Annotated in this window: 12 protein-coding genes and 3 pseudogenes; 6 read left to right on the forward strand and 9 right to left on the reverse strand. The window is 66.7% G+C overall.

The features are described from left to right. Window positions 1-381 precede the first annotated feature (381 nt). Window positions 382-1,998, forward strand: coding sequence for a peptidoglycan-binding protein (locus tag ACFW6B_RS40635; RefSeq protein WP_386604895.1), 1,617 nt, complete (start codon window positions 382-384; stop codon window positions 1,996-1,998). A 105-nt stretch (window positions 1,999-2,103) separates the two neighbouring features. After that, window positions 2,104-2,676 (forward strand): hypothetical protein, encoded by a 573-nt coding sequence (locus ACFW6B_RS40640; RefSeq protein WP_386604918.1) that lies wholly within the window; start codon window positions 2,104-2,106, stop codon window positions 2,674-2,676. 38 nt (window positions 2,677-2,714) lie between these two features. Here the strand turns inward: ACFW6B_RS40640 and ACFW6B_RS40645 are convergent. Beyond that, window positions 2,715-2,903 (reverse strand): annotated as a pseudogene (locus tag ACFW6B_RS40645) (transposase); the annotation flags it as partial. 375 nt (window positions 2,904-3,278) lie between these two features. Between ACFW6B_RS40645 and ACFW6B_RS40650 the strand changes: the two are divergent. Together ACFW6B_RS40650 and ACFW6B_RS40655 are read left to right on the forward strand one after the other, a co-directional pair. Next, the gene (locus tag ACFW6B_RS40650; RefSeq protein ID WP_386604897.1) at window positions 3,279-3,773 is read left to right on the forward strand and encodes a hypothetical protein; all 495 of its coding nucleotides are present in this window, start codon (window positions 3,279-3,281) and stop codon (window positions 3,771-3,773) included. 261 nt (window positions 3,774-4,034) lie between these two features. Further along, window positions 4,035-4,196, forward strand: coding sequence for a hypothetical protein (locus ACFW6B_RS40655; RefSeq protein ID WP_386604899.1), 162 nt, complete (start codon window positions 4,035-4,037; stop codon window positions 4,194-4,196). Window positions 4,197-4,390: 194 nt separating this feature from the next. Here ACFW6B_RS40655 and ACFW6B_RS40660 read toward each other — a convergent pair whose 3' ends face one another. Continuing rightward, complete coding sequence (locus ACFW6B_RS40660; RefSeq protein ID WP_386604901.1) at window positions 4,391-5,218, reverse strand: SDR family oxidoreductase; 828 nt, start codon at window positions 5,216-5,218, stop codon at window positions 4,391-4,393. Between the two features lie 80 nt (window positions 5,219-5,298). Between ACFW6B_RS40660 and ACFW6B_RS40665 the strand changes: the two genes are divergently transcribed. Then, on the forward strand, window positions 5,299-5,655 hold the full coding sequence (locus tag ACFW6B_RS40665) for a hypothetical protein (RefSeq protein WP_386604903.1): 357 nt from the start codon (window positions 5,299-5,301) through the stop codon (window positions 5,653-5,655). Between the two features lie 4 nt (window positions 5,656-5,659). On the opposite strand, the pseudogene ACFW6B_RS40670 reads toward ACFW6B_RS40665, so the two are convergent. The 7 genes and pseudogenes from ACFW6B_RS40670 to ACFW6B_RS40700 form a co-directional block, all read right to left on the reverse strand. Further along, window positions 5,660-6,471 (reverse strand): annotated as a pseudogene (locus ACFW6B_RS40670) (IS5 family transposase); the annotation flags it as partial. Further along, window positions 6,468-6,707, reverse strand: coding sequence for a transposase (locus ACFW6B_RS40675; protein WP_386604906.1), 240 nt, complete (start codon window positions 6,705-6,707; stop codon window positions 6,468-6,470). The gene ACFW6B_RS40675 and the pseudogene ACFW6B_RS40670, both read right to left, overlap by 4 nt. 80 nt (window positions 6,708-6,787) lie before the next feature. Next, window positions 6,788-7,201: an NUDIX domain-containing protein gene (locus ACFW6B_RS40680; protein WP_386604908.1), complete on the reverse strand. Its 414-nt coding sequence runs from the start codon at window positions 7,199-7,201 to the stop codon at window positions 6,788-6,790. 74 nt (window positions 7,202-7,275) lie between these two features. Then, window positions 7,276-9,849 carry a CHAT domain-containing protein gene (locus ACFW6B_RS40685; protein WP_386604911.1) on the reverse strand — a complete coding sequence of 858 codons (2,574 nt, stop codon included), beginning with the start codon at window positions 9,847-9,849 and terminating at the stop codon, window positions 7,276-7,278. Beyond that, window positions 9,815-11,335, reverse strand: a complete 1,521-nt coding sequence (locus tag ACFW6B_RS40690) for a radical SAM protein (RefSeq protein WP_386604913.1) — start codon at window positions 11,333-11,335, stop codon at window positions 9,815-9,817. Before ACFW6B_RS40690 ends, ACFW6B_RS40685 begins: the two co-directional genes overlap by 35 nt. A 32-nt stretch (window positions 11,336-11,367) precedes the next feature. Beyond that, on the reverse strand, window positions 11,368-12,108 hold the full coding sequence (locus ACFW6B_RS40695) for a hypothetical protein (protein WP_386604915.1): 741 nt from the start codon (window positions 12,106-12,108) through the stop codon (window positions 11,368-11,370). 334 nt (window positions 12,109-12,442) lie between these two features. Next, window positions 12,443-12,664 (reverse strand): annotated as a pseudogene (locus ACFW6B_RS40700) (IS200/IS605 family accessory protein TnpB-related protein); the annotation flags it as partial. A gap of 747 nt (window positions 12,665-13,411) precedes the next feature. Between ACFW6B_RS40700 and ACFW6B_RS40705 the strand changes: the two are divergent. After that, window positions 13,412-13,852: RNA polymerase sigma factor (locus ACFW6B_RS40705; protein ID WP_386604916.1), on the forward strand; the 441-nt coding region annotated here is incomplete at its 3' end.

The following is a 13,852-nucleotide window of genomic DNA, read 5'->3' on the forward strand; positions in this document are numbered from 1 at the left end:
GACTGCCTGTACCAACGAGCTCCGTTGCTCTACGCCGGAAATCCTTCAACTGGCTCGCGTGACCTGCGAAAACGCTAACTACCCGGCCTTGGGCCAAGGCCCAATCGTGGAATGCCCCATCAAAAGCCTTTATCCACCAGGTTTTCGCAGAGTGCCGACGGCAACGTAATTCGGCGAATTGCGCTGTGTGGCACCTTGCCTCCCGGATGGAAACTGTCACCGCGTGTGCGGCACGAAAGGCGCTCGCAGCATTCGCTATCCTCAACTTCGTTGTCAGGCAAGGTGATTGCCGGTTCATGCAGACGCCGGTGCGGTCACGTCGTCGGATTCGCCGCGATGTGCCGATTTCGGGTTTGAAGGCGAAGGGGACATTCTGCAATTATGAGCAAGATGTGTCAGGTGCATGCCAAAAAGGACGTGCGGTCGAGTTGGAGGTCCCGGGTCGCGGTTTCCGCGGCGACCACGGTGGTCCTCTCGGCGGTCACCCTGTTCGGCGCCGGTCCGGCGATGGCCGCTCCGGCCCCGATCAAGCTGACCTCCTCGTCCTGCCCCGCCACGATCCAGCAGGGGCAGACGAGCGGCTGCGTCACGGAGCTGCAGAACCTGCTCAATACCCACGGCGCCGGTCTGACGGTGGACGGCAACTTCGGGCTGGTGACGCTGTACGCGGTCCGCGAGTACCAGGCCGGCACCGGGATCGCGGTGGACGGGATGGTGGGCCCGCAGACCAAGGCCAAGCTGTACGCGACCGGCGGCTCGGTGCCCGCGCCGGTCAACCTCAACTCCGCCTCCTGCCCGGCGAACATCGTCCAGGGCAACACGGGCGGCTGCGTCACCGAACTCCAGCGGCTGCTGAGCCGCCGCGGCTATGCGGTGGACGTGGACGGCGACTTCGGGGCGGGCACCCTGGCGGCGGTCAAGTCGTTCCAAAGCGCGCATGGACTGACATCCGACGGTCAGGTCGGCACCAACACCAAGACCAAGCTCTACGACACCAACGAATCGCCGACGACGGCGCTCGACCTGCGATCGGCGGCCTGCCCGGCGGAGATCACGGAGGGGGAGACCGGCGGCTGTGTCGTGACGCTGCAGGCCCTGCTCAACGGCAAGGGCCAGCACCTCGACGTCGACGGCGAGTTCGGCCCCTCGACCCTGACGGCGGTGAAGTCGTTCCAGTCCGCGAACGGTCTGACGGCCGACGGCATCGTGGGCCCGAACACCAAGGTCGCCCTGTACTCCAACATCAGCGGCGGCGGCAGCAGCGGCGCACCGGCGCCGATCAACCTGAACTCCGCCTCCTGCCCCAGCGAGATCGCGCAGGGCCAGAAGAGCGGCTGCGTCACCGAGCTGCAGAGCCTGCTCAACCACCACGGCGCCGACCTCGCGGTGGATGGCGACTTCGGCCCGATGACCGACAGCGCGGTGCGGGACTTCCAGGCCGAGAAGGGCCTCGCGGTCGACGGCAAGGTGGGTTCGAACACCAAGTCCGCCCTGTACGGCGCGGTCACCCCGCCGTCCTCGCCCCCGCCCGGCGGCGGCTACGCCAAGATGCTCGAGGTGGCCGAGGCCGAGGTGGGCGCGGTCGAGGGCAGCTCCCAGGCGAACCGCTACGGGGCGGCCGTGGGCCTGTCCCTGTCCACCAACGACTACTTCTGGTGCGCGACCTTCGTGAGCTGGGTGGCCAAGCAGACGGGGGCCACCTCCTACCGCAACAGCTACGTCTCGGGCTGGGTCAAGCAGGCACGGGCCGGCAACTACCACCTGTCGGTGACGAACGACCCGCAGCCCGGTGACATCGTGGCCTACGACTGGAACGGCGGCAGCAACTTCAACGACGGGGAGGAGCACATCGGCATCGTGCGCACGGTGAGCGGCGGCTCCAGCTTCACCGCCGTCGAGGGCAACACCGGCAACCCCAACGGCGGCAAGGACGGCGTCTACATCAAGAACCGCAGCACCACCAGCGGATACGACGTGGTCTTCATCCGCGTCCGCTGACCCGGCGTCGGGCCCGGTGGGGCTTCCCCCGTACCGGCGGGAAGCCCCAGGTGCCGGTCAGATGTCGCGGAAGAAACCAGGCGGCTCCGTGACCTGCAAAGGAAGATGGCAGTAGGCCTCCGACCTCTGCTGATCCGCCTCGGCGGCACCATCCGTGAGCCGGGCACCGGACCGGTCGCACCAGCAGAAGCCACCGTTCGGCGCGTCCAGCAGCGCATCGACGGTGAAGCCCTGGACGCGGCCCTCGGCGCCTGGCTCGCCGACCGCGACCGGGGAACAACCCGGCCGGAGCCTGCGGTGGACGGCAAGACCGTCCGCGGCGCGCTCCGCGCCGACGGCACCCGGGTCCGCCTGCCGGCCGCGATGAGCGGTTCCGGCCTGGTCCCGGCCCGGCGCGAGGTGGACGCGAAGACCAACGAAATCACCGTCCTCCAGCCCCTGCTCGCCCCGCTGGACCTGACCGGCACCGCACCCCGGGCCATGGCCGCCCTGAGGAATCCGGCCATCGGAGCCCTCCGGCTCACCGGCCGCACCGACATCGCCGCCGGCCTCCGTCACCACGCCCGCGACACCACCCGACCGCTCACCACCCTCGGCGTCGAAGGTTCAAGGCTGTACGGACCGGAGGCGGCCAGCGCCGACAACTGTCGACCAGTCAGCCGCAAGTCACAGCATTGATCGCCTGGACGGTCCCAGGCCGGCGGGCCCTCAAACGTGTGGAGAGCGTGGTTGGCTTGGCGGTCGCCGCCACGGTTGAGGCGGTGGCGGTTGGTCCGTCCGGAACTGGCGGAGATGGGGGCGGCCCCGCGCAGGTGGGCGAAGGCGGCTTCGGACTTCAGCCGGCCGGGATTGTCACCTGCGGTGATCAGGAGCTGGGCAGCTGTCTCGGTGCCCACGCCGGTCAGATCCATCGGCCTGGGAGCTGCTTGTGCGACCAAAGGGACTGGCGACGGGCGGGATCCTCTCTCCCGCGGACGTCGAGGCCTTCGAGCGGAGGTGGGCCGCCATGGACCATGAGCGCTGCGGGCCCGCCATCGTCCCGGCGATGGACCGAGCGGCGACGAAGCCGGTCGATCTGGCGAAGCTGCCCGACGGCGCGCACGTCCAGCCGCTCGACCTCGGCCGGATCACGGCGGGCACCGTCACGGCGGACTCCATCGCCGTGAGCGTGCCGCCGGAGCACGCCGGTTGGTCGGACCTCGTGGCCGCCCTCAACAGCCTCGCGAAGCACAGCTCACCCCACCGCCGGCCGCCGGACCCGGGGAGGGCACACTGCCCGCATGACGCCGCACGACGCCGCCCGCGCCCACATACGGAACACCACACTGATCTCCGTCGCCACGGGCGTGGCAGGTGCCGCGGTGGGCGTGGCGGCGGGCGGATGGCACTACGGTCTCGCGGTCGCCGCGACGACCGGAGGCGGAGCGCTGCTCGGCGGATACCTGGCCCACCACCGCGCCGCCCAGGTGGCCACGGCCGTGGAGTGCGCCACCGCCCTCGGCTACGCCACCGGCCTGGCCCACGGCGTGCTCGCCGCCGTCTCCAACTACGAGGCCGCCGTGTTCCCCGCGAGCCCCGGCGGAGTCACCGAGGACGAACGTGCCGCGCGCCGCACGATCGCCTACCGGCTCGCCGCCGCGGACGGGCTTCCCCGCCCTGTCCGCGTGGCTGCGGCGGACGCCCTGGCCGCGCTCGACGAAGGCGGCGAGCTCACCTCCGCGGCCGCCGTCCAGCGCCTGTTCGCCGCCGTGCACCGGCAGACCTCGCGACGCTGACCGCCCACGACGTGCATGTTCGCGTCCTGCTCCAGCCGCTCCACCGTGGCCGTGACCTGCGGCCCAGCGCGCCGGGGCGGGACTGAGAGCCCTGCCGTGGCCTCTCGACGCCGTGCGCGAACTCGTGCACACCAGGGACGGCGGGCGCTGCGTGCGCTGCGACAGCACGCAGAACTTGACGATCCACCACCGCGTGAACCGGGGCATGGGCTCCTCCCGCGAGGACTGCATCAACCAGCCGCCCACGGCCTGGTCCTGGAGATGCTGGCCGGCCCGCTGCCCGGCATCTACGACCCGTCCGGCCCCGGCCGGATGCTGTTCGGGTTCTTCGCCGCCATGGCCGTTATCTCAAGCACGCCGATCAAGCAGGACTGTGACCTGGGCGACCAGGTCAAGGACACTGTCTTCGACCTGGCCGCGTAACACCTTCGAGACCCGGTCAGCACCAGCCGATCGTTACTGAAGAGCAACGCGGTGCACTGGGCTCGAGGCCTGTTGCGACTATGTGCTCCAGTTGGCCCTTTAGCGTTTGAGTGGGCCCCACTGAGCGTCGGAGTTGGCCCGCAGGATGACGGACATGCGTCTGACCTGGTGGTTTCATGGAAAAAATGTACGAGTCAGCGCTCGCGACGTAGGAAGTCGCGGGCGCCACGCAGCGTGGTGCGCAATGTGCGTTGCGTCCGAGTGCTGTCCAAGCGGACGTCCAGCGCCCCTGGGGAACCGGTGTCGGCGCGGCAGCCGACGGTCAGCATGGATGCATCCAATTCATCGCGGTCGGCGATCAGGACACCGAGCTCATGACGGCTGACTGCATCTGATCCTGCAAGGTGGCACACGCCTGCGTGATCGGAGACGGTCAGCTCAAGAATGGCCAGGGCGAGGTCGGCGACATGAACGGGGCACCGGATGTCATCGGTGAACAGCACGCCATTTCGCCGCCCGGTGACCAGATCGTGGATGAATGCCTCGTGCACGGAGTCACCGCCGCCGATGATCAGCGAGGTGCGAGCGATGACGGCGGCCGGGGCGAACAGGCGGATCGCCGTTTCGGCCGCAGCCTTCGCAGCCCCGTATGGGGTGATCGGATCCGGCGTGGCGGATTCGTCGTAGCGGACGTCGGCGCCGGAGAAGACGGCGTCACTGGACACATGCACCAGCCGGGATCCGTGCTGAGTGGCGGCCATCGCCAGGCAGATTGCGCCGTCGGCTGTGGTTGCCCAGTCGGCCTTGCGATACGCCGCATTGATGACAACGTCCGGCTGGGTCTCCCTGAGCACCAGTGTGATCTCCTCGCTGCGACGTAGGTCCATGGGCAGCCAGTGGATCCTGGGGATGTCGCCGGCGCGGGTCGCGAAGGTCGCCGTCACGGTGTGTCCGGTTGCCAATGCCTGCTGAGCCAACTCGCGGCCCAGGAAGCCACTGCCGCCTACGATCAGGATGTTCATGATCCGCCACGTTAGACGTCGTTTCCTTTGGCTGTTACGAGTGCTGCATGTCTGTCAGCGTGGTGTGAGAGCCTCCGGGCATGAGCTACGACTTGGCAGTCTGGGAAGGCAAGCGGCCGGCGGATGACAGGACCGCCGGCCGGGTCTTCAACGACCTGTACGACCGCTATCTCGACGGTGAGGACGAGCAACCTCCGTCCGAATACATCGCGGCCTACGTCGGAGCCCTTTTGGAGCGGTGGTGTGACATCACCGAGGATGTGGAGGAGACGTCTCCTTGGGCCGCGGGGCCGTTGATTGATGAGGCCAGAGGCCCAGTCATCTACTTCACGTTGCGGTGGGACAGGGCAGAAGAGGCGTCCGCCTATGCGGCAGCCCTCGCCGACTCGATGGGGCTGGTTTGCTTCGATCCCCAGCAGAGACAACTAAGGCCCTGATGGTCCTGGCCAGGCGGCGGTAGCCGATCAGAAGTGCTGCCAGACCGACAAAGGCGAGGAAGCGCTCGGCCTTGCGTTCGTAGCGGCGATGCAGGCGTCGACAGCCGGCGAGCCAGGAGACCGTCCTCTCGACGACCCAGCGGTGGCGGCCCAGCCGTTTGGAGGACTCAATGCCCTTGCGGGCGATGCGGTGACGGATGCCTCTCTTGCGTAGCCATCGGCGCAGGTGGTCGTAGTCGTAGCCCTTGTCGGCGTGCAGCTTGGTCGGGCGCCGGCGGCGGGGTCCGCGGCGGGAGCGGATGGGCGGGATCCCGCGCACCAGCGGCTCCAGGCCGAGGCTGTCGTGCATGTTGGCGCCGGAGATGCCCAGCGACAACAGCAGTCTGTTGCGGTCGGTGATCGGGTGGATTTTCGATCCCGGCTTGCCGCGATCGGTCGGGTTCGGTCCGGTCAGTGGCCCCCTTTTTTTTTTGCCGCCCGGACGCTGACGGAGTCGATCGCGCACCGCGACCAGTCCAGCTCACCCCGGGCACCGAGCTCGTCAAGGACGACTCGGTGGAGCCTGGCCCACACCCGGTCCCGGCTCCACCGCGCAAAACGCCGGTAGACCGTCGGCCAGGCCGCGCCGAAAACCGAGGGTAGCTGCCGCCACGTACACCCCGAGGTGGCCACGAAGATGATCGCCGCCAGGCACTCACGGTCGCCCGCCCGCCGTCGCCCGCCGCCCTGCGGACGTATGACCTCTGTCGGCGGGACCACTCGCCGAAACAGTGTCCATAACTCGTCAGGCACCAACCGCTCAACCAGATCCGTCATGCACGACTCAACGAGCGATCGCGCCATAAGAAACGGCGCCTTAGACGCTCCAGCTCGTCACTCCCGCCGGCCGTTACGGCCCCTGCCCGACGGGCGCGGGAGACCCAGCTCGCCAGCGTGGTCTCGTTGATCCCCAGGTCCTCGGCGACCTCAGCGATCGTCTTGCCGGTCTCTGTGACGATCCGTACCGCACCCTCACGGAACTCCGGATCGAACTTCCGTCGCTTCTCCGCCATGACTCCCAACTTCCTCTGCAGTCACGGTCTTCACGCTACGAGGGGAGGGACATCCGGAAAGGTCACGGCCTCGCAGGGGTTCACTTGTGCGTGGTGAGTTCTCGATAGCGGGTGAAGCAGTCCACCACGATACGTTCTTCGGCAGATACCTTGAGGTGTTCGTCGAAGTACTGTGCAGGGGTGACCCACCGGTAAGCCGTGTGTTCTTCTGAGACTGTCACGTGAGAGGCAGTCGTGGTTGCAAGGTAGAAGGCGACAAGGATGGGGTTTCCACTTTCGTGAAGGTCCCATTTGAGCCAGCAAGTCGGTGAGATCACCTCGATATTAAGTCCGGTTTCTTCGCGGACTTCACGGTGCAAGCCGTGAAGTGGCTCCTCCTTGTTGCGGAGAGTCCCGCCGGGAAGGTCCCACATGTACTTCCGCTTCCTTTCGTCTTCTTTGAGGAGCAGGAGTTTCCCGTCCGGTGAGAAGACAAAAGCGAAGGCTGCAGCCATGTACAGACCGTAGTTTGCCTTCTGGGCAGGGGCGGGCTTGGTCTTCAGTCCTGTGTGCTGCATCGTAGGGCCTCTCATACCAGGGGGCTCCAGACGGCCTCACGTGAGGCGATCTCGTGCCATAAGTCTGTGCTGGTGATGTCTTGACGTGCCGCGAGTTCATTTGCGGTACGTGTGGCAAGTTCAATCTTTGGTATTTCGAATTGCGGACCCAAGTGGACGCGTCTTCCTTCCATGTGGTCGGTTCGCAGTGATTTCAAGAGGGTGAGAGCCTGAGCGATGTGGGCTCTTGCCTGGGTGCTGCCGGAGCCGTCTCTGGCGAGGCAGTGCCAGCGTGCGCAGGCGAGCAGGACGCTGCTGAGGGCGAACTTACCGGCGACGATCCCGAACGGTTTACGGTCCCGTTCGGGGGTGAATCCTGCTTCTGCGAAACGCAGTGCCTGGCCCCACATGGCGGCTGTCACCGAGTCGACTCTGATCAGACTGCTGACCAGGGTCGTGTAGGCGTGTGTGCCGTTGAGGCGGCCTTCGTAGTGGGTGGCGGCGCCGGTGATCCTGCGGAGTTCGGTGAACTGCTGGGTGCCCTTGCGCAGGGCGTCTTCTGCGGAGGCGAGGGCGGCTTCCCTGACGATCAGTGGCACGGAGTGGTCCAGTGCCTGTTCCAGCCGACACTGCGCGAGCAGGACCCAGCTGTCGCCCAGGCTGCACAGGGCGGCCGGTTCACGGGCTGTCTCCGGGGTGGCTTTCAGGGTGCTGATTGCGCGTTCGAAGCAGGTCTGTGCGGGTGAGAGTTCACTGAGATGGCGGTGCCTGACACCAGCGACGTGAAGGCGTTCCACCTCAAGATCGGCCAGCACGCTGTGTGACAGTTTGCGGTAGGGGCCTTCGAGGACGGCGAGGAGTTCGCTGTACCGGTTGAGCTTCAGGAGGGACTTGGACAGGTAGTAGAAGAGGAGGGCGTGTTCGGGGACGGTGAGCAGGCCGTTGTTGCGGTGGGAAGATTCGAGGCGGTCGATGAGGTGGGCTGTGCTCTGTTTGTAGTCACCGACGTCGTAGAGCCCGAAAGCAAGCCTGAGGTGGTAGTCGAGTTTGCCGTGGGCGGTGGGTGAGCGCTCGATGAGGTCGGCCACGGGGCGGCGTTGCAGGAAGTAGGAAGCTTCTGCCGGCCGGGGGCTGGCGATTATGAACCGTGACAGTTCGTTGCGGTTCTCCTCTTCGAGGCTGTGGTTTGCCTCCCGCACCAGCGCAGCAAGTTTGCGCCGGTCGGGAAGGTGGAGTTTTGTCCGTAGTTCATTTTCTGGAACGGCGGCGGGATAGGCCTCACCGAGCGTCTTCACCAGGGCGGATACGTGGGCGCTGTTGGGTCCTGCTGTGGCCCGCCGCAGGGTGGTGAGCCGGGTGATCTCTGTTCGTTCGTCGACGGAGGCGGAGGGCTGCCACTCCTGGCAAAGCCTACGGAGTGTGTCCCACCTCTGCGCGTCCTCCGGGGGCCGTACGCCTGCGTGGCCAGCCCGGTAGGACTGCGTGTGGCTGCCGGTCGTTTCCTCGCGGCGGGTGAAGAAGGTATCGCGGGTGGACCGGCAGAAGGTGACCGGGGCTGCCCAGTCGGTGAGGATGCCCAGTTCCAGGACCTTGCGCCGGCCGTCGGCGACGGACTCGTCCAGCGAGGCTCCGGCTGCCAGTGCACGGTAGAAGGCCAGACTGAAAGCCGCCGCGTGGGCGTCCTCGACCGGGAACTGCATGATCACCACAGCCGGGATGCCCGCTTCGACGAGGAACGTTCCCAGAGCCAGGCGATGTTCGCCCAGTCCCTGGTTGGGGTTGCAGGTGCCGAGCACAGCGATCTTCACTTTCGCGGCTTGCAGGAGCAGCGCCAGGCGGTCGGCCGACAGCAGTGCGTTTCCTCCACGGTCGTCTGCGATCGCCAGTCCCGCCATCTGTGTCCCGTCGATGCGCGGGCGGCGCAGCGAATGGCCGGCGAAGTGAAAGACGTCCCAGGGGGTGCACAGGGCTTCTTCCAGCGAGCCGGCTGACACCGGGTCCGACAGTTGCTCGATGTGCAATTCCGGCAGGCCGGTCAGGGCGGGCTGTGCCAGGTCAGTGGCGTTGAGCGGGTCCAGGCCCGGTAACTGGCGAGCGCTGGCGCACAGCACACGCAAAGGGCCCTCGGCTGCTTCGAGCATCGGCTGCGGGGCGGGGAGCGCCTCGTGCCTGAGGATGGACACCGCAGGGTGAACAGCCAGGTAGGGGGTGCTTTCCCCGGCAGCTGTCAGCGGGACATGAGCCAGTTCCCATGGCAGGCTCGCTGCCCAGCTCTCGCGGATGACCAGCCTCAGCCGGATTCCCTGCATCGGATCGGTATCGGCGGGAAAGGCTGCCCGGAAGAGATCGAGTACCTCGCCCGGCAGCAGCAAGCCGCCCAGCAGCGTGCCCAGTTCAAAGCACGCCCCGGCGCTGATGGTGCGCGCATCGAGCTCCGCCACCAGCTGGTCGATCCTTGAACGGTCGATCGGTACGGCCGTCGTGCTGCGCGTCTCTCCCAGCGGACAAGAAGCATGCACCGCCCACTCGGTGGCGTGCATGGAGAAGACCTCCACGCGGAAGTCCAGGTAGTCACGCATGGGCATCATCTCGCAGCGCATCAGCATCGAACGGATGAAACAGCACCTGGGGCGACTGCTGCAGGGTCTCGGCGATGTCTTCCAGCGTCGTGTTCACCGACCGGTCGATGCAGTCCCCGCACCGATGGGGGAACTCGGCGAGCAGCTGTCGGCTCCCCGGGCGTGCGTGTAAGCCGGCCAGGGTCTCTTTCCCGTCCAATTCGCCGAACACCACCCTGCGCCTGCCGGGCTGCGAGGAGCGGTAGCCCTCACCGCGGTAACGCCCGCATGGCACCACTGCTGCCCGGTCGGGACTGCTTCCCACCTCCACAACAGCACGATGAGTGGAAGCACGACAGACAGTGAAGTAGCGGCTAGGGACATAGCCCGTGTCCGTCAAATCACGTGTTGGTAAAAACACCTGGAAGTTCTCATTCACCACGCTTTGCCGTATCTCGACGAACTGTGCCTTCAAGGACTCCGACTGCTCGTTCGAGAACGTCACCTTGTGGTCCTGGCCAAGAACGACCCGGAACGACAAGTGATCAAACCCGATGTCGCGCGCCAGGCGGGCCAACGTGGCAACCTCCCCCACGTTCGCCGGATGGATCATCGAAGTCGCTCCCAGCGGCATCTCCATAGCCGCCACAGGACCCCATTCCTGCGTCCGCCTGCGCACCAGAACATCGATCACCCGCAGGATCGAGGCCAGCCGAGCACCCCCCGACTGTCGGCCGTGCAGCAGACGACGCGTCTCCTCCGAAGCCGCGTTCAGACTCACCCGCAGATACGTCCGGGCCGCAAGCAACACCGGAACCAGCGCCTCCGACAGCAGATCCCCAGCCGTCAGCACAGCCGTACGCATCCCCAGCCGCGCACACAACAACAAGGCTTCCGGCAGCCGCGGATGCGTCAAAGGATCGCCTCCGCCGTCGAAGCGAACCACCCGCACGCCCTCCTGCGCCCACTGCCGGACCAGCGCCAGCAGGTGATCGCCATCCAGCAGACGCCCATCGTTGCGGGTAGCGCGGTAGGGAGCCGAGAAGCAGAACGAGCACGCAGACGGGCAAGCCATACTCACATCGAAATCGACCTGAACAGGCCCCCGATTCTCTCCCCGCGCCACAGCTCGCAGCCGCTCCACGTGATCATCGAGACGGCCCGGAATGAACTCGCCGCCGTGGGCACGGATCATCCGCGACGACGCCACTGGCGAAACCGCCAGCAAAGCGTTCCACCGGCCGAACACCGCATTGTCGGAACCGTGCACGAAACGCCCGCCCGGCACTGGCACCACCGTGTGACAGCGCACCCGAGCATCGGAGGCTGACAGCACCGCAAGGCTGCTGCTGCCGCCCACCGTCAAGGGCAGCACCACCCCTGTCCCAATCTCAGGCAGAACACCGTCACCGGACGGTTCTTGGGACAGCAGCGACGACACAGCTCCCGATATCGCATCCGCTCGGGCCGGCACCCGCGCCCTGAGAAGCTCCAGCACACAACGGCGTGATGAAAGCGCCTGTTCAACGGCCATCTCTACATCTGTCAGCGTGCAGGCCCCGCCCATCACGGGGACTCAACCTCACCTAACGCAAGGTCTACTCCGCCAGGATGCGCATCGCTGGCCTCTTCCTGACCGCGGTAGACCAGCGTCATCCTTCGTACCAGGCCTCCACGAAGCTGGCATACGCGAAAGAGGGGCGTCAGGCCTGAGGTCGTCAGCACTCTCGCTGCGATGCCCGCTTCTGAAGCAACCTGCAGCCGGGACGCCAGCGCGGCAAGCGACCCTCCATCGCCGCCGCCCTGAAGCCGCAGATCCAGTCTGCCACCCGACCGGCTCGAGACGATGACTGCCGCAGACTGCGCTTTCACTACTTCGGTGACCACGACCCACTCACGCCGCCACTTCACCCTGCCCAAGTCGATCAGGGCTTGCTCCACCGCCGGCAGATCAGCAATCGCCCTGGTGGCACAGCCGCTCGCCTGGAAGAAGGTGGCATGGGATCGCTTGAAGGAGACCGTGACCCTCCCGTCAACTCCGACCGGGACTCCGCTCAGCAGACTTCCGCGGCCGTGCCACTCGACATCGACCTGTCCTGCGGACGCGTACTCGAGATCACTCACGGTCCGCGCGGGCTGCGAGGTGAAGCCAACGCCTAACGCAGCGAGGCTGGTGTGGGCGCTGAAGCGCCGCCCGTCAAGAACCCCGACATCACCCAGAGCAACGGATGTCCCTGGCAACCAGGCTGCCAGGTAGCCGAACTGGTGGCGCATCTCGTCGACGTACTGCTCATGGATCGCAGCCACAGATCACCCCCGACTCGGCCGCCCCGCTTCGTCAGCGTGACATACCCCGTGCGAATTGGGGACAGCGCTCCGTAAGGCGCCCCTAGTTCACGCCACGTGCCCCCTGTAATGCAGTGATCACATTTACTCGCAGTTGGGAGAAGCACGAGTAGAGCCACGCCCTCAAGCCAACCTTGGAGAGCTCCCATCGAAAGCCTCGAACAATCGGAACTTTCAACTACCCCGTACCCAGCAGCTCTTGCAGTGAAGCTAGTGTGCCCTCGAGCTACCGTTCCTATGAACTGAGTGGGAGTGAGTCCTGTCGCCAGGACCCGTGCTCAGCCGAACGCCCCGATCAGTGTTGGGTGTTCTGGTCGCTCGCGTTCGCCGCGCGTCCGGGCGGCACGAATCGTGTCCGTGGTCCGGGGAAGCGGAGGCGGGATCCCTCACGCCTCGGGGTGTCCGGTTGGGCCTGGACGGTCCTATGCCCCGCACGATCGCCCTGGTTGTGCGGGGGCGGTACCGTCCGCCGCCGGACCGGGTGCCCCAGGGCGCGTCTGCGGTCATCCACGGCCGCAGGCGTTCCCGGTCGTCGAACCAGCACACCTCCACCGCGTCCGCGGCGTACCGTGCGGTGCGCTCCCGTACCTCGCTTCGGTGATTGGCGAGAGCTGGGTTTCCAGAGCGAAACGGCGCCCGTCAGCACAGACCGCGAGAACATCAGCCCGCCACCCGCCGTGCGGAGCGCAAACCTCCAGGGTTGCTTACCAGTTGGCGGCGCGCGCCGCGGCCGCCAGGGCGGCCTTCAACAGGAGATGTCCCAGACCTTTCTGCAGCGAGGGGACAGTCGGGAGTCCGGCGCTGATGCGCGAAGTGCCGCAGTCCCAGAACAGCTATGCGCGCGACCGTCTGGCCTTCGCAGGCCGGACAGCGAAGGGGAGCCCGGGCCTGGTAAATCGTCTCCCAGCTGAGGGCGCACCCCAGATCGGGGCGGGTGGCGTCGAGTCGTCCGAACTCGGCGTGCTGCGCGGTGAACGGCACCCCCTGGGTCCTGCCCTCCGAATCCCACGAGCACGCATACCTGCCGCAGAAATGCGTTGAGCAGCTGTCCTTGTCCGGCGATGGGGCGCGCCAGCCTTCCCGTGCCCGGCGCGCTCGTGCGGTGGGGGGCGCTCGGGGGATGCCCTGCACCGAGTGGTGCCCGGCAGGAGGCAGCGCATTTGGGCTCTTGTGCGACATGAGTGTGCAAGGGGGGCCCGCATGCTCGCGCGAGCGACTGCCGCAGGTTCCTGCCCAACGAACGGAGCGGGGGTGGAGGAGGGACGTGGCACAGCGGATCCCATCCGAGTACGTGGACGAGGTGGCCGAGTTCTTCGAAAGGGAGCAAGGGACGTTGGTGCGGTACGCGAGGTACCTGACAAACAGCCAAGAGACCGCCGAGGACCTGGCACAGCTGGCCTTCATAGAGGCCGCACTCCAGTGGAGCATGGTCAGGAACCTCGGCCTGGCCCCGAGGCGCGGATGGCTACGGCAGGTGTGCTGCAACAAGTGGTTCGACGAACTGCGCCGCCGCGGACGGTTCCGGCAGTTGTACGGCGCCCTGGCCGTCCCGGAAGAGGACCTACGCCCCGATCCCGCCGCTCAGATCGAGGCGAGGACGGCGTTAGAGGTCGTTTCTTTTGGCGGTTCGCGGGTCGAGCCGTGCAGGGATACTGCTGTGGTGCTGTTGACGTGGATTGCTGAGGTGGCGGACGAGCCTTTGGTG

Origin of the sequence: Streptomyces sp. NPDC058751, from assembly GCF_042746485.1 — a bacterium.
Lineage (GTDB): Bacteria > Actinomycetota > Actinomycetes > Streptomycetales > Streptomycetaceae > Streptomyces.